General features: G+C 72.4%; 19 protein-coding genes. 17 read left to right on the top strand and 2 right to left on the bottom strand.

Features of this window, described 5'->3' with window-relative positions:
• The first annotated feature begins 103 nt into the window (after nucleotides 1–103).
• Nucleotides 104–874, top strand: a complete 771-nt coding sequence (locus tag ACF089_RS06275) for a methyltransferase domain-containing protein (protein ID WP_392022544.1) — start codon at nucleotides 104–106, stop codon at nucleotides 872–874.
• A gap of 13 nt (nucleotides 875–887) precedes the next feature.
• Here ACF089_RS06275 and ACF089_RS06270 read toward each other — a convergent pair whose 3' ends face one another.
• Nucleotides 888–1,541, bottom strand: coding sequence for a TetR/AcrR family transcriptional regulator (locus tag ACF089_RS06270; RefSeq protein WP_392022541.1), 654 nt, complete (start codon nucleotides 1,539–1,541; stop codon nucleotides 888–890).
• Nucleotides 1,542–1,635: 94 nt separating this feature from the next.
• On the opposite strand from ACF089_RS06270, the gene ACF089_RS06265 reads away from it, so the two are divergent.
• The 4 genes from ACF089_RS06265 to ACF089_RS06250 all read left to right on the top strand — a co-directional run bounded on the left by ACF089_RS06265 (nucleotide 1,636) and on the right by ACF089_RS06250 (nucleotide 4,942).
• Complete coding sequence (locus ACF089_RS06265; protein ID WP_392022539.1) at nucleotides 1,636–2,010, top strand: DoxX family protein; 375 nt, start codon at nucleotides 1,636–1,638, stop codon at nucleotides 2,008–2,010.
• Between the two features lie 183 nt (nucleotides 2,011–2,193).
• A complete protein-coding gene (locus ACF089_RS06260) occupies nucleotides 2,194–2,883 on the top strand; it encodes a VC0807 family protein (protein WP_392022537.1) in 690 nt (229 codons plus the stop codon).
• A 5-nt stretch (nucleotides 2,884–2,888) separates the two neighbouring features.
• The gene (locus ACF089_RS06255; protein WP_392022534.1) at nucleotides 2,889–4,136 is read left to right on the top strand and encodes an aromatic ring-hydroxylating dioxygenase subunit alpha; all 1,248 of its coding nucleotides are present in this window, start codon (nucleotides 2,889–2,891) and stop codon (nucleotides 4,134–4,136) included.
• A gap of 164 nt (nucleotides 4,137–4,300) precedes the next feature.
• Nucleotides 4,301–4,942, top strand: a complete 642-nt coding sequence (locus ACF089_RS06250; protein WP_392022532.1) for a histidine phosphatase family protein — start codon at nucleotides 4,301–4,303, stop codon at nucleotides 4,940–4,942.
• A gap of 309 nt (nucleotides 4,943–5,251) precedes the next feature.
• Here ACF089_RS06250 and ACF089_RS06245 read toward each other — a convergent pair whose 3' ends face one another.
• Nucleotides 5,252–5,809: a TetR/AcrR family transcriptional regulator gene (locus ACF089_RS06245; RefSeq protein ID WP_392022531.1), complete on the bottom strand. Its 558-nt coding sequence runs from the start codon at nucleotides 5,807–5,809 to the stop codon at nucleotides 5,252–5,254.
• A gap of 150 nt (nucleotides 5,810–5,959) precedes the next feature.
• On the opposite strand from ACF089_RS06245, the gene ACF089_RS06240 reads away from it, so the two are divergent.
• The 12 genes from ACF089_RS06240 (at nucleotide 5,960) to ACF089_RS06185 (ending at nucleotide 19,218) form a co-directional block, all read left to right on the top strand.
• On the top strand, nucleotides 5,960–7,876 hold the full coding sequence (locus tag ACF089_RS06240) for a hypothetical protein (RefSeq protein WP_392022529.1): 1,917 nt from the start codon (nucleotides 5,960–5,962) through the stop codon (nucleotides 7,874–7,876).
• Between the two features lie 145 nt (nucleotides 7,877–8,021).
• Nucleotides 8,022–9,167, top strand: a complete 1,146-nt coding sequence (locus ACF089_RS06235; protein ID WP_392022526.1) for an acyl-CoA dehydrogenase family protein — start codon at nucleotides 8,022–8,024, stop codon at nucleotides 9,165–9,167.
• Nucleotides 9,168–9,243: 76 nt separating this feature from the next.
• Entirely contained in the window at nucleotides 9,244–10,002 is a 759-nt protein-coding gene (locus tag ACF089_RS06230; RefSeq protein WP_392022523.1) for an SDR family NAD(P)-dependent oxidoreductase, read from the top strand.
• Nucleotides 10,003–10,029: 27 nt separating this feature from the next.
• Nucleotides 10,030–10,671 carry a TetR family transcriptional regulator gene (locus ACF089_RS06225; protein ID WP_392022521.1) on the top strand — a complete coding sequence of 214 codons (642 nt, stop codon included), beginning with the start codon at nucleotides 10,030–10,032 and terminating at the stop codon, nucleotides 10,669–10,671.
• Nucleotides 10,672–11,189: 518 nt separating this feature from the next.
• The gene (locus tag ACF089_RS06220) at nucleotides 11,190–12,377 is read left to right on the top strand and encodes a lipid-transfer protein (RefSeq protein WP_392022519.1); all 1,188 of its coding nucleotides are present in this window, start codon (nucleotides 11,190–11,192) and stop codon (nucleotides 12,375–12,377) included.
• A gap of 2 nt (nucleotides 12,378–12,379) precedes the next feature.
• Nucleotides 12,380–12,844 carry a MaoC family dehydratase N-terminal domain-containing protein gene (locus tag ACF089_RS06215; protein WP_392022517.1) on the top strand — a complete coding sequence of 155 codons (465 nt, stop codon included), beginning with the start codon at nucleotides 12,380–12,382 and terminating at the stop codon, nucleotides 12,842–12,844.
• On the top strand, nucleotides 12,841–13,236 hold the full coding sequence (locus ACF089_RS06210) for a MaoC/PaaZ C-terminal domain-containing protein (protein ID WP_392022514.1): 396 nt from the start codon (nucleotides 12,841–12,843) through the stop codon (nucleotides 13,234–13,236). Before ACF089_RS06215 ends, ACF089_RS06210 begins: the two co-directional genes overlap by 4 nt.
• 38 nt (nucleotides 13,237–13,274) lie before the next feature.
• Complete coding sequence (locus tag ACF089_RS06205; RefSeq protein ID WP_392022511.1) at nucleotides 13,275–14,078, top strand: SDR family NAD(P)-dependent oxidoreductase; 804 nt, start codon at nucleotides 13,275–13,277, stop codon at nucleotides 14,076–14,078.
• Between the two features lie 141 nt (nucleotides 14,079–14,219).
• Nucleotides 14,220–15,755: a long-chain fatty acid--CoA ligase gene (locus ACF089_RS06200; RefSeq protein WP_392022509.1), complete on the top strand. Its 1,536-nt coding sequence runs from the start codon at nucleotides 14,220–14,222 to the stop codon at nucleotides 15,753–15,755.
• 100 nt (nucleotides 15,756–15,855) lie between these two features.
• Nucleotides 15,856–17,013, top strand: a complete 1,158-nt coding sequence (locus ACF089_RS06195) for an acyl-CoA dehydrogenase family protein (protein ID WP_392022507.1) — start codon at nucleotides 15,856–15,858, stop codon at nucleotides 17,011–17,013.
• A gap of 118 nt (nucleotides 17,014–17,131) precedes the next feature.
• On the top strand, nucleotides 17,132–18,292 hold the full coding sequence (locus ACF089_RS06190) for a TetR/AcrR family transcriptional regulator (protein WP_392022505.1): 1,161 nt from the start codon (nucleotides 17,132–17,134) through the stop codon (nucleotides 18,290–18,292).
• A 251-nt stretch (nucleotides 18,293–18,543) separates the two neighbouring features.
• Nucleotides 18,544–19,218, top strand: a complete 675-nt coding sequence (locus ACF089_RS06185) for an esterase/lipase family protein (RefSeq protein ID WP_392022503.1) — start codon at nucleotides 18,544–18,546, stop codon at nucleotides 19,216–19,218.
• Nucleotides 19,219–19,272 lie beyond the last annotated feature (54 nt).

Raw genomic sequence — 19,272 nt, 5'->3', positions numbered from 1 at the left:
CGACAGCCTCGTGGCGAATTCGCCGTCCCGCTGCGCGTCCGCGCACCGGTCCGCGATCCTGTTGCTCACACCGAGGGTGAAGACGACCTGGGGGTCATGCCTCATGAAGGCAGCAAGCAGGGGAACGTCGCTGTTGAAGTCGGGGGCCAGACGGCTCCTGGGACGTGCCGGATTCGACATCGTGCGGAGCACCGACAATCTGGGGGGCGTCGACGACTTCATCCCGTTCGAGGCGACGATGCGGGCCGCGCGGGCCGCCGGTCTGTCGGTGGGCGACCACATCGACCAGGTGATGAACAAAACCCCCGGCGCCACCCAGTCCACCATCGACGAACTGCGCGCTCTCGGTGTCTACGCCGCCGCCCCGGACACGGTGCTGGAGATCGGCCCCGGGTCCGGGCGGTATCTGGAGAGGACGCTCAAGGAGTGTTCTCCGGCGCGCTACGAGATCTACGAGACGGCGGCGCCCTGGGCCGACTACCTGGTGGAGACCTTCGGCGTGGTCGCGCGGCCGACCGAGGGATGCGGTCTCGGCCCGACGCCCGACGGCAGCGTCGACCTCGTTCAGGCGCACAAGGTCTTCAACACCGTGACGTTCCTCTGCGCCTCCCGCTACTTCTTCGAGATGGCGCGGGTCACGCGCCCCGGCGGCCGGATCGTCTTCGACGTCATGACGGAGACCTGCCTGGACCCGGACTCGGTGCGCGCCTGGGCGACGCGGGGCGGCGCCGGGCACGACTCGTATCCGGCCGCCATGCCCCGCCGGGCGTGCGTGGACCTCTTCGCGACCCTCGGCTGCGCACTGGAGGCCGGCTTCCTGGCGCCGCTGGGCGTCGGCTCCACGGAGGTGCTCGTCTTCCGGAAGGAAGCCTGAGCCCCGGACAGGGTCAGCGGTGAGGGCGGGCGGCGACCATCGCGTCGTGGAGTTCCTCGGGGCCGGGCGCGGGGGGCAGCGGTGACGCGGCGGTCCGGGCCGGACGGCAGGAGTCCAGCAGCAGGGCGACCAGCCGCTGCCACGCGCCCGGCGCCGCGTGGCGGGTCGAGGACAGCACACCGGCGTTGGCCATCAGGAACAGCATGACGTCGCCGCTCGTCAACTCGGGCCGCAGGCTGCCCTGTTCCTGTGCGCGGCGGATCAGGGCGTCCACGGCGGCCACGGCGCGCGATCGCGGCTCCTCCATGCCCGGGGAGTCGGGGAAGCAGGCGGTGAAGCCCTCGGTGACACCGCGGTCGGCCGCCTGCATGGCACAGACGTGTTCGACGAAGCCCCGGAATCCGTCCCATGGGTCGGCGGCGAGCGACGCCTCCTCGGCGAGCCGGGCCAGTTCGTTCATCCGGTCGGTGAGCACCGCCTCGATGAGCGCCTCCCGTTCGGGGAACCGCCGGTAGAGCGTGGCGATGTTCACCTCCGCCTGCCGCGCGATCTCCTCCAGGGGCGCCCCGAGCCCGCGCTCCGCGAAGACGGTGCGCGCCGCCGATGTGATGCGGGTCCGGTTGAACTCGGCGTCCTTGCGAAGTCCCCGGTGCTCAGCAGATGTCATGAGCCCATCCTACAAGTGAAGGATGGACTGCGGTTCTGGTAGGTTGACGCCGCCGTTGAAACGCAGGCATCCCTTCACTTCTGGAGAGTGCACCGTGAATCTCGTTCTGTGGGTCGCCCAGGCCCTCCTCGCCGTGCTGTTCGCCGGAGCGGGCGGTATGAAGATCGCCATGCCGCAGGACTCGCTGATTCCGCTGATGCCCTGGGTGGTCGACTTCGCCCCGGCGGCGGTGAAGGCGATCGGCGCGGCCGAAGTCCTCGGCGCGGCCGGGCTGATCCTCCCCGCCGCCACGTCGATCGCCCCCGTGCTGACACCGGTCGCCGCCGTCGGACTCGGCGTCGTCATCGCCGGCGGGACGCTCGTGCACATCGCCAGATCCGAGTACCCGGCCGCTCTGGCCAATCTGGTGGTGCTCGCGGTGACCGTACTGGTCGCCCGGGGCAGATTCCGGCCACAGCCGACCGTCTGACGGCGCGGCGCGCGACGCCCGCCCCGGCACACCCGGCACACCCGACGCACCCGGCCGGCCGTGACCCGCCGCCCTTCGGGCGCTCGGAGCCATCGGACCCGTATCGGTACATCAAAGGATGTACCGACCATATCGTCCCTCGTGTCGATGAGGTGATCTCCGCCGGTCCCTAGCGTTTTCCGTATGGCATCACCGAACGGTCGGACCGGAACAGCACAGGACCTGCCCGCGTGGCGGACCGCGGCCGTTGCGGCCCTGTTCACCCTCGTGCTCCCGCCGGCCGTGTTCTACGTTCTGCTGTCGCGGGGCGTCGGCCAGTGGCTGGCGCTGACGCTGAGCGGGGCGATCCCGGCGGTGCGGATGCTCGTCGAGGTCGCCGCACGGCGCCGTGTGGACAGCTTCGAGGCGTTCATGATCGCCATGCTGGCGGTGCGCGTCGTGACCTCGCTGCTCACCGGCAGCCCACGGGTGCTCCTCGTCAAGGACGCCGGACTCGCGGCGGCCGCCGGACTCTGGATCCTGGGCTCGCTCCTCGCCGCGAAGCCCTTCGCCTTCCAGGCCGGCCAGTGTCTGCACGGCCCGGTCGCCGCGGGCGCCCGGGCGGCGGCCTGGACCGTCTCACCGGCGCTGCGCCGGGGTCTGACCCGGCTGACGCTCCTGTGGGGCGGCGCCCAGCTGCTGGACTGCGCCGCCGGTGTGCTCGTGGCGCTGCTGCTCCCGGTGGAGGCGGTTCCGCTGCTCAATCGCGCGAAGGGACTGGCCCTGCTGGGCGTCGTCTCCGGCGTCAGCGTCTTCTACAGCCGCCGCCACGGACGACGGCACGACCTGTCCCTCTTCGGAGCGCCGCCCCTGACCACCAGAAGGGAAGGCTGATCACCATGACCCGCCACCGGACCGGGGCCGAGACCCCCGCCGCCGCCGCCGGAGGACCGCGCGGGACGCTCGCGGAACTCGGGCGTCTGGCCGCGCTCCCGCTCGAACACGGCCGGACGCTGCCGGCCGAGGCGTACACCTCTCCCGAGATGTACGCGTGGGAGGCCGAGCGGATCTTCCGGCGGGAGTGGCTGTGCGTGGCTCGGGCCGAGGAGCTGCCCGGGCCGGGGAGCTATCTGCGGCTGGACGTGCTCGGCACGCCCCTGGTGCTCACGCTGGACGAGGAGGGCGAGCCGCACGCCCTGTCCCGGGTGTGCCGCCACCGGTTCATGGACCTCCTGCCGCCGGAGACCTCGCCCGAGCGCGGCAGCCTGAAGCGGCTGACCTGCCCGTACCACGCCTGGACCTACCGTCTGAACGGCCGTTGCGCGGGGCGGCTCGCCGGGGCTCCGCTGATGCGGCGGGTCGACTTCGACCGGGCCGGATGCCGGCTCCCGGCGCACCGCGTCGAGATCTGGAACGGCTTCGTCCTGCTCAACCTCGACCCCGGCGCGGCTCCGGCGGCGCCCGCGCTCCAGGGGCTGGACCGGCGGCTGAGCGGCCTCGGCCTGGCCGACTGGGTGACGGTCCACACCCAGGACTGGGAGGGTGTGCCCGCGAACTGGAAGGTGGCGGTGGAGAACGGTTCGGAGAACTACCACCACATCGGCACCCACGCGGAGACCCTGAACCCGGTGCTGCCGGGCCGGGACACGGAGATCGACGAGACCGACGGCCGCTGGTTCACCATGTTCACCCCGCTGTCGGACCCCGGGCAGGACCCGGCGGCCGACGGCGGGCGGAACGCCGCGAGCCCCGGGCGGCCGACGCGATCCGGTCCGGGAACTCGTTCCTCCGTACCGCCGCCGGACGAGCGCCCGGGGATGCTGATCGCGGGGATCTTCCCGCAGTTCGTGCTCGCGGTCCTGCCCGACAGCGCGGTCGGCATCCGCTGGCTGCCCACCGGCCCCGCGACCCACGACACCCGGATCACGGTCATGGTCCCGCCCTCGGCGCCGGACGCTCCCGGTTTCGCGGAGCGGCTCGACGGCCTACGCGGCGGAATCGCCCGGATCCAGGAGGAGGACCTGGTGGCCGTCCGAGGCGTCCAGCGCGGCCTGGCCTCCCACCCGGCTCCGTCCGACGGCCGGTTCTCCCATCTGGAGCGCCCCCTCTGGCAGTTCCAGCGCTATCTGGCGGATCGACTGCTCTGACCCCCGCCGGGGCGGCGTCCCCGCGCCCCCGACCAGCCGCTTTCCGCCGCTGTCGCCCACGGCGGCGGCCGTCCGTCCCGCCGCGCTCCCGGGCGGCGGGCGGTTCGCGCTCCGGACGCGACCGGCGTCAGACTGGACGTCACCCGCACAGGAGGACACGCACCATGCGCACTCTGCACGTCGTCGCCCATCCCGAGGCGACGCACCATGTCGAGAAGGTCGTCGGAGGATGGCACGACTCGCGGCTGACGCCCGCCGGGGTGCGGGCGGCGGTCTCCATCGCCCGGGAGCTGCGGGCCAGGATCCCGGGCGGCGCTGAGGTGGAGCTGTTCTCCTCGGACCTGCTGCGGACCCTGCGGACGGCCGACGAGGTGGCCGGACTGTTCGGTGTGGAGCCGATGGCGGATCGCAGGCTGCGGGAGAAGTCGTACGGGGAGGCGGGGGGAAAGCCGCAGGAGTGGCTGGACCGGCGCTTCGTCCCGCCGCCGCCCGTCGGGGAGCGCATGGACCATGACGAGGGCGTGGCGGGCGCGGAGACCAAGGGCGCGTGCGCGCGGCGCGTCTACGCGGCGATGGACGAGATTCTGGAGCGCCCGTGCGAGCACCAGATCATCGTGACGCACGGCGGCTCTCTGACGTTCGTCGTGGCGTCCTGGATCAGGATGCCGATCGAGTCGGCCGGTTACGCCAGTTTCCGGGCCCCCTCCGGCAGCATCACGACCCTGCGCGAGGACGACTTCTTCCACAACCGCCAGGTCGTCGGCCTCGGCGACACGCGGCACCTCGAATCGGCCCGAACGGACTGACCCTCGGCCCGCCGCCCGCCACGGCCCGCCGTCCTCGCCGGGGGACGGCGTCGGCGAACCCGGCGCGGTGAACGGCGATCCGGCGCGGGCGGCGGCCCGCGCCGTGACTCCCCCGGTCCGGGGCGGCCCGCGCCGTGACTGACCGGGTACGGGCCGCGAGGCCGTCGCGCCGCCGTCACCCGGCCGTGCCGTGCCGGGAGTCCCGGATCGTACGGCGTCTCCGGCCGCGGCGTCGCGGTCCGGGGCCGCGGCCCGGGGCGGTCGAGCGGGGCCGTGGCCCGGGGCCGTCCGCGCGGCGGCTTCGCCGTATCACGGTGCGGACGGCGCGCGGAACAGCGTCAGAACGCTGTCGGCGACCTTCTCCCGCGCCGCTTCCGGATCCAGCGCGTTGAAGGCCAGGGTGAGGCTGCCCCACGCGAAGTAGAGGGTCTCGGGCGGGAGATCGGCGCGGAACGCGCCGTCGTGCTGCCCGCGCTCGATCAGGGCGGTGATCCGCGCTTTGATCAGTGCGGGGGCCTCGCCCCGGTCCGCGACGGCGCCGAGCGGGGCGTAGCGGCCGGCCCGCCAGTCGGCGGCCTCCTGGATCCAGGCGTGGGTCGCCCGCTCCAGGGCCTCGGCCGGGTCGCCCGTCTCCGTGCCCGTGCGCGCTATCCGGCGTTCGATGGCTTCGAGCGATTTCTGCAGGAGTTCCTCGACCAGCGCTTCGCGGGAGGGGAAGTAGCGGCTGAGGGTCGTGCGGTGCACCTGTGCCCGCTCGGCGATGTCGGCGAGCGGAGTTCTCGGATCGTCGCGGAGCAGTGCTCGCGCCGTCTCCAGGATGGTGTCGACGGTCCGCTGGGCGTCGACCCGCAAGGGCCCGTGCTTCATGGCCAGGGAGTTTACGGACTCGCCGAACGGAGCGCACGAAACGATGAGTTGCACGAAACGTGCACTTGCACGATTCGTGCATGTCTGAGTACGGTCACGACGCACTCCGGGACCGATGTCCCGGGGTCCCTCCACGGCAAGGAGACAGTGGTGTCCCTGTCCTTCACGCGCGCCCGTACGCGCGGCGTCCTACTGGCCGCCGCCTCCGCGGCCATGGCGCTGATCCTCGTACCGCCGGCGTCCGCCGCGTCGCCGCCGCCGATCCCCGTGCCCGCGCCCGCGCCCGCCGCCGAATCGCTCCAGCCCACGTCGGCCGATGTCGAACGGGTCGCCGCCGAGCACAAGAAGCCGGAGGCCGAGGTGCGGCGCACGGCCCGACAACTCGCCCCGATCATCGAGGCGCTGACGCCCTCGGCCCCGCCCAGGGTCCGCGCGGGCGGGCCGAAGGCCGCCAGGGTGGCCAAGGCCCCCGTCGACGAGTGCTTCCGGAGCGTCGGCGGGGCCCGGCCCGCCCCCTCGGCCGACGGGAGCTGCCCCAGCGGGTTCGCCCCCAAGCGCAACCAGGCGTACGCGCACGGCGGCGTCCGGGGCGGCGACCACGTCTACTTCGGCACATCGGCCAACCTCACCTGCGGCGGCCCCGGCCTCCTCGGCCCGTACAGCCCGGCCTTCCGGACGAAGAACCTGGTGTGCGAGGGCTCCCGGGGCCCGGGCGCGCCGCTGTTCGGCGACAACTGGGGCGACTGGCGCTCGCCGCGCGTCTACCGCGTCGACGCGGACACGGAGAGGACCGAGGACATCACGCCCACGCCCGGCCAGGCTCCGGGCCTCCGGTCGATGATGGGCGTTCGCGGCCAGGCCTACCACAGGGACGTCGTCCTGCTCGCCGGTCCGCGCCTGACCCCGGCCGGGGGCGCGTCCGGACTGAATGTGCTGGCCTACGAGGCGAGCACGGGCCGCTTCCTCGGCGAGAAGCTCCTGCCCGAGTACTCCAACATGCGCACGGGCGTCGTGATCGGCGGCGAGCTGTACGTGGGCGCGCGGGCCACGGGCGGCGCCTTCGGCGCGGGCGGCGTGGTCCTGAAGTGGACCGGCGGCAAGACGGATCCGTTCCGGTTCGAGGTCGTCGCGGCCGGCCTCCCCCATGAGCCGGCGTACATCGCGGGACACGACGGCCGTATCGTCACGGCGAACTGGTCGACGTTCCGCCCCGGCCAGGCCGTCGGCGGCTCTCCCGAGATGTACCTCAGCCCCGCCCTGCCGGCCCGGGGCGGCCTCACGAACGCCGACTCCGCGAACTGGAAGCCGGTGTTCAGGCTCAGCGACTACGAGCCGGACCCGGTCGTCGCGCAGGCCGGCATGTTCGGAGCCCTGACCTCGTGGAAGGGCAAGCTCTACTTCAGCACGATGTACTACCCGACGTACAACACCGTCAACGCCTGGGCGTACTACGGCAGGCCGAGCACCGAGATCGGCCGTCTGAACACCTATGTGAACGCGGAACGCGGCCTTCAGCTCTTCGAGATGACCGACCCCGGCAAGGCGACCCAGAAGGTGTCCCTGCTGTACGGCGACAGAACGGTGCCGGTGTACGACACGGCCGCCGGGACCTGGAAGCCCCAGGAGAACAAGCTCCGCCAGAAGCCGAGGTTCGGCCCCTCCGGATTCGGCAACCGGTGGAACAACTACTCGTGGCAGATGACCGTGTTCGAGGACCAGCTCTATCTGGGCACGGGCGACTTCAGCAACTTCCTCCCGGAGCACGCGGAACTGATGAAGGACCCGGCGCTCTTCGGTCTGTCCGACGTCACCGCGGCGCTGCTCAAGCCCGTGGTCGACTCCGTCAGCGCCGTGTACGCCGGCTCCGACACCTGGCGCATGACCGGACCGGACAGCGCCGCCGTGCCGTTCAACCTCGACGGTTACGGCAATCGTCTCGCCCACGGCGTCCGGTTCTGGGTGCCCTTCGAGGAGAAGGGCAAGCTGTTCACGGGCAGCGCGACCTTCGCCAATCTGGCCGACCGCCGCCGGGCGAGCGGCGGCTGGGATCTGACCGTGCTCAAGTAGCCCCGGCGCTCCGCCGGCCCCGACCGCCCGCCCTTCCGCACGGCCCCGCGGATCTTGACGGGCCGCCGCACCGCGTACAGACTAAGCGATCGCATAGCTACTATGCGATCGCTTAGTTCAGTTGTCACCCCTCCGGGAGGTACCGATGCGACGCACCCTGTTCGGCGACGACCACGAGGCGTTCCGCGCCGCTGTGCGGCAGTTCGTCGACCGCGAGCTGCGCCCCCGGCAGGAACGCTTCATCCGGCAGCGCTCCATCGACCGCGCGGTCTGGCTGAAGGCCGGCGCGCAGGGGCTGCTGGGGCTGCTGGTGCCGGAGGAGCACGGCGGCAGCGGCGCCGGGGACTACCGCTTCAGCGCGGTGTGGAGCGAGGAGCTGGCCCGGCTCTCCGTGGCGTTCGCCTCCTCGTTCACGATCCACTCCGAGGTCGTGGCTCCCTATCTGGTCGAGCTGACCACCCCGGAGCAGCGCGAGCGCTGGCTGCCGCGCTTCTGCTCGGGGGAGCTGGTGTCGGCGATCGCCATGACCGAGCCCTCGGCCGGCTCCGACCTCGCGGCGCTGCGGACCACGGCCGTACCGGACGGGCCGGACTGGATCCTCACCGGCTCCAAGACCTTCATCACCAACGGCTTCGGGGCCGATCTGGTGGTGGTCGCCGCCCGCACCGGCCCCGGGAAGCGGGCCAAGGGCATCACCCTCTTCGCGGTGGAGTCGGACGCGCCCGGCTTTGAACGCGGGCGGAAGCTGGACAAGGTCGGGCAGCCCGAGGCGGACACGGCGGAGCTGTTCTTCCACGAGGTGCGGGTGCCCGCCCGCGATGTCATCGGCGAAGTGGGCCGCGGCTTCGTCCACATGATGGAGCGCCTCCCCCAGGAGCGGATCGGCGCCGCCGTGACCAATGTCGCCCACGCCGCGCAGATCCTGGCCGAGACCGTCGAATACGCCAAGGAGCGCCGCGCCTTCGGCCGGGCGGTCGGCTCCTTCCAGTACAACAAGTTCCGTCTGGCCGAGCTGGTGACCTCCGTCGAGGTCACCCGGGCGTACGTCGACCAGTGCGTGGCCGCGCACGTCGCCGGGGAACTCGGCGCGGTGGACGCGGCCAAGGCCAAGTGGTGGTCCGCGCAGGTGCAGAACGACGTCATCGACGCCTGCGTCCAGCTGCACGGCGGCTACGGCTACATGAACGAGTACCGGGTCGCCCGCGCCTGGCAGGACGCGCGGGTGACGAAGATCTGGGCCGGATCCAACGAGATCATGAAGGAACTCATCGGCCGCGACCTCGGCCTCTAGCGCACTCGGGGGCGCTCCGCCCGGCCGCGCACCGGGGCGTCCCCTCCGACATCGCCACAGAACCTGGAGTCATCCCGTGAGCATCCTGGACCTCTTCCGACTGGACGGACGGGTCGCCATCGTCACCGGCGCGTCCTCGGGCCTCGGGGTGGCCGTCGCCCGAGGGCTCGCCGAAGCGGGCGCCGACGTGGTGCTGGCCGCCCGGCGCACGGCCAGACTGGCCGACACCGCCGCGCTGGTGGAGCGGGCGGGCCGCCGCGCGCTGTGCGTACGCGCCGACGTCTCCTCCCCCGAGGACTGCCGTGCCGTCGCCGAGGCCGCCTCGGGGTTGGGCCGGGTCGCCGTGCTGGTCAACAACGCGGGCGTCGCCGAGGCCGTGCCGGCCAGCCGTGAGACTCCCGAGCAGTTCCGCGGCGTGCTGGACGTGAATCTCTTCGGCGCCTACTGGATGGCCCAGGCGGCGGCCGCCGTCATGACGCGGGGCGGCTCGATCGTCAATGTGTCGAGCGTGCTGGGGCTGGTCTCGACCGGGCTGCCGCAGGCCGCGTACGCCTCGTCCAAGGCCGGTCTGCTCGGCCTGACGCGCGATCTGGCGGCGCAGTGGAGCGGCCGGAAGGGGATCCGGGTCAACGCCGTCGCGCCCGGCTATTTCGCGTCCGAGATGACCGACCGCCAGGAGGAGGGCTACATCGACGGGATCGTGAGCCGTATCCCGATCCCCCGCACCGGCGAGGCCGAGGAGCTGGCCGCCGCCGTGCTCTTCCTCGCCTCCGACGCCTCCGGGTACGTCACCGGCTCGACGCTCACCGTCGACGGCGGGCTCACGGTCACCTGACCGGCGGGCCGGCGGGACAATGGAGGGGTGACAGCGACCATCGACCCGGACGACCCCTGGGCGGGGGCCGCCCCCGGGTCCCGCAGAATCCTGGAGGCGGCACTGTCGGCCTTCGCCGAACGCGGCTACCACGGAGCCTCGACCCGTGACATCGCGGCGGCGGCCGGCATGAGCCCCGCCGCCGTGTACGCGCACCACCGCACCAAGGCCGATCTGCTCCTCGCCATCAGCGCGGCCGGGCACCGCCATGTCCTGGCCGTGTGCGAGCGGGCGCTGGAGGGCGAGACCGCCCCGGTCGCCCGGCTGCGCTCCCTGGTCCACGACTACGCCGCCTGGCACGCCCGGCACCATCTGCTCGCCCGCGTGGTGCAGTACGAGCTGCGGTCCCTGCTGCCCGAGCACCGGGCGGCCGTCGTCGGACTGCGGACCCGGACGGAGGAGCTGTTCCGCCGGGAGGTGCGGGCGGGAGTGGACGAGGGGGTCTTCCGCACCGAGGACGCCGACGACGCGACCCTGGTGCTCCTGTCCCTCGGCATCGATGTGAGCCGCTGGTACACGCCCGGCGGCGCCCGCACCCCGGTCGGGATCGGCCGCCGATACGCGGGGTTCGCCCTCGCCCTGCTCGGCGCCGGCCCCGCGGCCTCCCCGCCCGGCGCGCCCGCTTCCTGAGACGTCCGCCGTCCGTCTTCCCGGGGCCGTCCGCCGTCCGAGGCCGCCCGCTTCCCGGGGCGCTCGACCGAACAGCGCGAAGAGCCCGGCCGCCGCGGCCGGGCTCTTCGCGGCTCCGGGCGACCGGCCCCCGCTCGCCCGCCGCCCGCCGCGCGCCGCCGGGTGACGCCCGACGAGGGCCCCTCGCGGGCCGCCTCAAGCCGTGGACCGTGAACCGTGAACCGCGAGTCGTGACGGCATCGGCGGCCTCCCCCGCGCCGCCCGACGAGCCCCCGAGAACCGATCCCTCCGCGCCCGGACCCCGCCGGCCGCGTCGACGGCCGCCCGTGACGCTGTGGCGTCCCACAGGCCGCGGGCCCGGCGCCTGTGGGACGCCACAGCGGCGGCGCCCGCCGGGCCCGAGAGCAGAATCCCAAATAACTCTTCGCATACTCATCTCCCCTCAACCCCTTGACAACAAGGGCTCTCGCGAAAAAACTGAATGGACATTCACATCACTCAGACTTCCTGGAGGTGCGATGAGCCGCCGAGTCCTCGTGGCCGGTGTCGGGATGATCCCGTTCACCAAGCCGGGTCACAGCGACCCCTACGACGTGATGGGCGCCCGCGCGATCCACGCCGCGCTGGAGGACGCCGGGATTCCGTACGACCGGATCCAGCAGGCGTACGCCGGCTATGTGTACGGCGACTCGACCAGCGGTCAGGCCGCGCTCTACCGCGTCGGCATGACCGGAGTGCCCGTCGTCAACGTCAACAACAACTGCGCCACCGGCTCCACCGCCCTGTGGCTGGCCCGTCAGGCCGTGGAGTCCGGAGCGGTGGAGTGCGCGCTCGCGGTCGGCTTCGAGCAGATGCGGCGCGGGGCGCTCACCACCCACTGGAACGACCGCCCGAGCCCCACCGTCCGCTTCGACGAACTGCTGGACGAGCTGCACGGCATCGACGAGACCCTGCCGCGCGCGGCCCAGCTGTTCGGCGGCGCGGGCGCGGAGTACGTCGAGAAGTACGGCGTGGACCCGGCGCTGTTCGCCAGGGTCGCCGTCAAGTCCCGGGCCCACGCGGCCGCCAACCCCTACTCGGTCTTCCGGGACCCGATCACGGAACAGGAGGTCATGGACTCGCCGCACATCTTCGGCCCCGTCACCCGCCTGCAGGCGTGCCCGCCCACCTGCGGGGCGGCCGCCGCGATCGTGTGCGGCGAGGAGTTCGCCCGCCGCCACGGGCTGCGCACCGACGTGGCGATCAAGGCCCAGGCGATGAGCTCCGACCTGCCCGGGACCTTCGACGAGAAGAGCATGATCGAACTGGTGGGCGCGGGACTGACCCGCTCGGCCTCCCGCCAGGTGTACGAGACCGCCGGAGTGGACCCGCGCGACATCAAGGTCGTCGAACTCCACGACTGCTTCACCGTCAACGAGGTCCTCACCTACGAGGCGCTCGGGCTGTGCGAGGAAGGAGGCTCGGAGAAGTTCGTCGCCGACGGCGACAACACCTACGGCGGCCGGGTCGTCGTCGGCACCTCGGGCGGCCTGATGTCCAAGGGGCACCCCCTCGGCGCCACCGGTCTCGCCCAGTGCGCCGAGCTGGTGTGGCAGCTGCGCGGCGAGGCGGGGGCCCGCCAGGTCGACGGCGCCGACCTCGCCCTTCAGCACAACCTCGGACTCGGCGGCGTCGGCGTCGTCACCCTCTACGAGAAGGTCTCCTGAGCATGCCCCTGGACCGATCCCTCATCGGCGCCGAGTCCCCGGAGCTGGTCGTCGACGTCGAACGCGGCCGGCTGCGGTTCTTCGCCAAGGCCACCGGACAGACCGACCCCGTGCACAGCGACCTGGACGCGGCCCGGGCCGCCGGCCACCGCGACCTCCCCGTCCCCCCGACCTTCCTGTTCTGTCTGGGCATGGAGATGCCCAACCCCTTCGAATACCTGGAGGAACTGGGCATCGACCCCGTCACCGTCCTCCACGGCGAGCAGGGATTCGAGTACTTCGCGCAGGCGTACGCCGGCGACACGCTGACGTACTCGACCCGAGTCTCCGACGTCTACGAGAAGAAGGGCGGCGCGCTCCGGTTCCTGGTCCGCAGCACGGACGTGACCCGCGACGGCGAACTCGTCGCACGGCTGACCGCGTCGGCCGTCATCCGCGAGCGGACCGGCGAGGAGGCCGTCGTATGAACACTCCCCAGCTCTCCCCCGGGGACACCGTCCGCCTGGACATCCCGAAGATCACCCGGACGACGCTCGCGCTCTACGCCGGCGCGTCGGGCGACCACAACCCCGCGCACATCGACATCGACGCCTGCGAGGCCGTCGGCATCCCGGACGTCTTCGCCCACGGCATGCTCTCCATGGCGTATCTGGGCCGGCTGCTGACCGACTGGGTGCCGCGGGACCGCGTCCGCGCCTACCGCGTGCGCTTCGCCGCGATCACACCGGTGAACTCGGCGCCGGTCTGCCGGGGCGTCGTCACCAAGGTCGAGGACGGCCTCGCGCACCTCGAACTCACCATGAGCCTGCCCGACGGCACCGTGACCCTCCGGGGCTCCGCCGTCGTCGTCGCCGGCTGACCACCGCACACCGAACCACCACGTGAGGACTTCGCATCATGGGAACCCTGGACGGCAAGGCCGCCCTCGTCTCCGGCTCGGGCCGCGGCATCGGCCGCGCCATCGCGCTCAAGCTGGCCTCCGAGGGGGCGGCCGTCGTGATCAACGACCTGGACAAGGAGCCGGCCGAGGAGACGGTCGCCGACATCACGGCCGCCGGCGGCCGGGCCGTCGCCTGCGTCGGCTCCGTCACCGAGGAGGGCTTCGCCGAGCGGTTCGTGAACACCGCGACCGACTCCTTCGGCGGCCTGGACATCATCGTCAACAACGCCGGATACACCTGGGACACCGTCATCCAGAAGATGACCGACGAGCAGTGGGACGCCATCCTCGACGTCCACCTCAAGGCCCCCTTCCGCATCCTGCGCGCCGCCCAGCCCTACATCCGGGCGAACCCGACCGAATACCACCGCAAGGTCGTCAACGTCTCCTCCACCTCCGGCCTCGCCGGCAACCCCGGCCAGGCCAACTACTCCTCCGCCAAGGCGGGCGTCATCGGTCTCACCAAGACCATGGCCAAGGAGTGGGGCCGCTACCAGGTCAACGTCAACGCCGTCGCCTACGGCTGGATACTCACCCGGATGACCGAGGCCACCGCCGACGACGACGCGACCGTCGAGATCGAGGGACGCACGCTCCGGGTCGGCCTCAACCCCCAGGTCGCGGAGACCCTCGCGCGCACCATTCCGCTGGGCCGCCCGGGCACCCCCGAAGAGGCCGCAGGCGCCGTCTATCTGCTGTGCACGCAGGAGGCGAACTACGTCTCCGGCCAGTGCCTGACCGTCGACGCCGGCCAGCGCTGACCTCCGCGCACCGCACCCGCCGCACCGCCCCCGACCCGACCGTCCGGCCGCCGCGCGGCGGCCGGACGGTCCCCTCCCCCACACTTCCGTGCTCCGCCCCCATGACCCGTCGACGCCGCCGGGTCGTCACTGGAGGATGTCGTGTACCTCACCCAGCCCCTGCACAGAGCACTTCAGCAGCTTCCCGACGCGCCGATGACCGTCCACGGCGAGCGCACGCGGACCACCCGGCAGGTCGCGGACCGCGTCGCCCGGCTCGCCGCCGCCTTCCGGAGCCTCGGCGTCGTCGCCGGAGACCGCGTGGGGATGCTGGCGCTCAACTCCGACCGGGTCCACGAGTACTTCCTCGCGACCTGGTGGATCGGCGCCGCGGCCCACCCCATCAACGTCCGCTGGTCGCCCGCCGAGATCGCCTACGCCGTGGCCGACTCCGGGACCGAGGTGCTCCTGGTCGACGACGCCTTCTCCGCCGCCGTCCCGGAGCTGCGCGAGCGATGTCCCGGGCTGCGCGCCGTCGTCCACTGCGGCGACGGCCCCGCCCCCGAGGGGACGGTGTCGTACGAGGAACTCGTCCGCTCCTTCGAACCCGTGCCCGACGGCCGGCACGGCGGCGACACGCTCGCCCTGCTCCTCTACACGGGAGGCACCACAGGGCTGCCCAAAGGGGTGATGGTCAGCCACCGCGGACTGCTCAGCTCGCTCCACGGCTCGCTGCTGGCCATGCGCAGCGTCGACCACGGCGGGGTCACCCTGGTCACCGCCCCGCTGTTCCACATCGCCGCCTTCTGCAGCTGGTACGCGCAGCTCCTCATGGGCGGGACGCTGGTGTTCCTGCCCGTGTTCACCCCCGCCCATTTCCTCGAAGCCGTCCAGCGGCACCGGGTCACCACCTGCGTCCTGGTGCCGCTGATGGTGCGGCTGATCTGCGACCACCCCGCCCTCGCCGACCATGACGTCTCCAGTCTGCGCAGCATCACCTACGGCGGCACGGCCAGCTCCGACACGGTCCTGCGGCAGGCGATGGACGCCTTCCCCGGGGCCGGCTTCAACCAGGGCTACGGGATGACCGAGACGGGCGTGCTCACCGTGCTCGGCCGGGAGGACCATCTGCGCGGCGGCCCCCGGCTGCGCTCCACGGGGCGTGCCACGCCCACCGTCGAGATCGCCGTACTGGGCCCGGACGGGTCGCCGGTCCCGCACGGGCAGGTCGGCGAGATCGCCACCCGGGGCGACCATGTGATGCTCGGTTACTGGGGCAAGCCCGAGGAGACCGCCCAGGCGCTGCGCGACGGCTGGATGCACACCGGGGACGCCGGGCGTCTCGACGGGAGCGGCTGTCTCTACGTGGTCGACCGCATCAAGGACATGATCATCACCGGCGGGGAGAACGTCTACTCCGCGGAGGTCGAGAACGCGCTCGCGTCCCACCCCGCCGTCGCGTCCTGCGCGGTGATCGGCGTCCCCGACGAACGCTGGGGCGAACGGGTCCACGCCGTGGTCGTCCTCAAGCCCGGGCACACCGCCGCCCCCGAGGAGATCCAGGCGCACTCCAGGTCCCTCATCGCCGGCTACAAGACGCCCCGCTCGGTCGAGTTCGCCGAGAGCCTGCCCGTGTCCGCCGCCGGGAAGATCCTCAAGCGCGTCCTGCGCGACTCCGTCCGCCCCGGCACGCCCTGAACACCCCCGCCGCGCCCCGCGCACCCCGTACACCCGGTGCCTCGCTGCACCTCCGTACCCCCGCACCCCCGCACCCCCGCACAGGAACGAGACGACACCGATGAAGCGCACCGTCTTCGACGAGGACCACGAAGCCTTCCGGACGATGATCCGGGACTTCATCAGCAATGAGGTCGCCCCCCACTTCGACGCCTGGGAGGAGGAGGGCCTGCCGCCGCGCGACCTGTTCCGCCGGCTGGGAGCACTCGGGGTCATGGGCTTCGGCATCCCCGAGGAGTACGGCGGCCCGGGCCGGACCAGCTACAAGTACCAGGCCGTCGTCAACGAGGAGTGCGCCTACGCGGGAGTCATGCTCGGCCACTACGGCGTGAGCACCAGCATCGTGCTGCCCTATCTGCTCGACCTCGCCGACGACGCGCAGAAGAAGCGCTGGCTGCCCGGCGTCGCCACCGGCGACCTGATGCTCTGCGTCGCCATGACCGAGCCGGGCACCGGCTCCGACCTGGCCGGCATCCGCACCACGGCCAGGCTCTCCGACGACGGCTCCCACTATCTCCTCAACGGGGCCAAGACCTTCATCACCGGCGCCCGCAACTCCGAGCTGTGCGTCGTCGCCGCCCGTACCTCCCCGGCGAGCGCCGAGGACCGCCGCACCGGGCTGAGCCTGCTGGTCGTCCCGACCGACAGCGAGGGCTTCACCTTCGGCCGCAAGCTGGAGAAGGTCGGTCTGAGGTCCTCCGACACCAGCGAGATCTCCTTCACCGACGTCAGGGTGCCGGTCGAGAACCTGCTCGGCGAGGAGGGCAGGGGCTTCGCCTATCTGGGACAGAACCTGACCCGAGAGCGCCTCGCCATCGGGGTGGAGGCCGTCGCCCGCGCCCGGGCCGCCGTCGACTTCACGCAGGAGTACGTCCTCCAGCGGATCGTCTTCGGCAAACGCGTCGCCGACTTCCAGAACACCAAGTTCGTGCTCGCCGAGTGCGAGACCGACGTGACCGCGGCCCAGGCGCTCTGCGACCAGGCCCTGGAGCTGGAGGAGACCGGCGATCTCACCCCCGCCGACGCGGCCCGCGTGAAACTCCACGGCACCGAGGCCGCCGGCCGGGTCATCGACAAATGCCTCCAGCTGTACGGCGGCTACGGCTACATCCTCGAATACCCGATCGCCCGTATGTACGCCGACATCCGGGTCAACCGGATCTACGGCGGCACCAGCGAGGTGATGAAGACGATCATCGCCAAGGACATGGGGCTGTGACCGCGCCCTGAGGATCACGGGAAGCCGGCCCGACGATCCGGGCGGCCGGCGGGAGGCCCGCTCCCGCACGGCCACGGGCCGGCCTCCACCGCCCGCCACACAGCGGAAGGGCTCGCACATGGCGTCACGCCGACCACCCGACCGCAAGGCGCTCATCCGCTCCGCCGCCTCCGACCTCTTCCTCCGCCACGGCTATCACAACGTCTCCGTCGCCGAGGTCACGGCGGCCCTGGACCTCACCCCGGCCGCGCTCTACCACCACTACCGCACCAAGCGGGATCTCCTTCTGCACGCCGTCCTGGACGGCTTCGACACGGTCGACGCCGCCATCCGCGAGGCCGGGGACCTCGACACGGCCCTCCGGTCCCTCGCCGCCCTCGTCGCGGGTCCGAAGAGCCTCCTCTCGGTGTGGGAAAGGGAATCCCGCAATCTGGAGGGATCCCAGCGGCTGACCGTCCTCGAACGCCGGACCGGAATCGTGACGGGCTTCGCGCCGCTGCTCAGGGCGGAGCGGACCGAACTCGACGCCGCCGGGGCGGAGCTGGTCGCCCGGGCCGTCCTCGGAGCGCTCGGCGGACAGTCCAGGCGCAGCAGCGTCTCCCGCCGCGAGGACGAGCGGCTGATGGTGCGGCTCGCCTCCGCCGTGGCGCGCTGCCCGCTCCCGGCTGCCGGTCCCTCCCCCCGGCCGGACCGGCGCCCGGGCGACGGCGCCGCCTCCGGAGTGCGCAGACCCCGCCGGGACCGACTGCTCACCGAGGCCATCCGGCTCTTCGACGAACGGGGATACCAGTCCGTCACCGTGGCCGACATCGGCGAGGCCGCCGGCATCGTCGCCTCGGGCGTCTACCGGCACTTCGCGGGCAAGACCGACATGCTGGTCGCCGCGATGAACCGCGGCGGCGAGCATCTGCGTACCGGCGCCGACCGGGCCCTGGCCCACGCGCGCGATCCCCGCGAGGCGGTGGAACTCCTGCTGGGGGCCCATATCGATGTGACCGTCAAGCACCGGCATCTGGTGGGAATCCTCATCCACGAGAGCGCCCAGCTGCCCGACAGGGAGCGCGTCACCCTGCGCCGGTACCAGGCGGACTACCTGGACGTCTGGGTGCAGGCCCTGGGCGCCGCCAGGACCGACCGGGACGCGGTGGACCTGCGGACCACGGTCCAGTCGGCGCACTCGATGATCCACTTCGCGGTCCGCTCCGAACCGGCGCTCCCCGGGCCCGCGCTCACGGAGCGGCTGGCCGCCCTCGGTACGGCGCTGCTGCTCGGGGAGTAGCGCACGGACGGAAGCGCCCCCGGAACCAGGGCCGGCGCGGCCGTACGGCGGGCCCGCGGGCCCGCCGCGCTGTGTCCGCCGCACGGCCGCGCCGGGCTCTCGTTGTGCCCCGCTCCACGATGCGGGGCACGTTCCACGCCGGGCGGCCGGAGGTATCGACCGTTCCCCGGGCGCGCCCCAGACTCCTGGAAACGGAGCCGCCGCAGCGGCGTCTCGCCGCGGCTCCGGCCCCGACCAGCTGAGGAGCGGCCTTGAGACTCGTACGCCTCGTGACCCGGGCGGGTGCGGCGATCGCCGTCGCCACGGCCCTGGTGATCCCCACCGCGCCGTCGGCGCGGGCCGACACCCGCGATCCGGTGCTGTTCGTCCACGGTCTCGGCGGCGCCGGGGACAACTGGGACACGATGATCGCCGGTTTCACGGCGGCCGGCTGGTCCCGCGACCGGCTGCACGCGATGTCCTACGACTCGGCGCGGTCCAGCGAGTCCATCGCGGTCGAGATCAAGGAGGAGGTCGACGCCCTCAAAGCCCGCACGGGCGCCGCCGAGGTGGACGTCGTCAGCCACTCCCTCGGCGCGCTGAACTCGCGCTGGTACGTCAAGTACCTGGGCGGCGCCGCCCAGGTGGACGACTGGGTATCGATCGGCGGCGTCAACCGCGGCACCTACGGCGCGCTGATCTGTCTGCTGGACTCCTGCCGTGAGGCGTGGCCGGGCAGCGACTTCCTCGACGCGCTCAACGGCGGCGACCCCACACCCGGCCCCGTCGACTACACCGCCGTCTGGTCCTCGTGCGACGAGGCGGTGAATCCGGATTCCTTCGCGACCCTCGAGGGCGCGACCAACTGGTACGCGGGGTGCGTCGGCCACATCAGTCTCATCTTCGCTCCGCACGTGATCGACCGCACCCTGCGCGCCGTCGCCTGATCCCCACCGGGGACCGGCGCTTCCGCGGCCGGGCCCGGCTCGTACGGAGCGAAC

This window comes from Streptomyces sp. NPDC014894 (genome assembly GCF_043080985.1).
Taxonomy (GTDB): Bacteria; Actinomycetota; Actinomycetes; order Streptomycetales; family Streptomycetaceae; genus Streptomyces.
The sequence above is the reverse complement of the archived record's forward strand: the minus strand, read 5'-3'. Positions and strand labels throughout refer to the sequence as shown.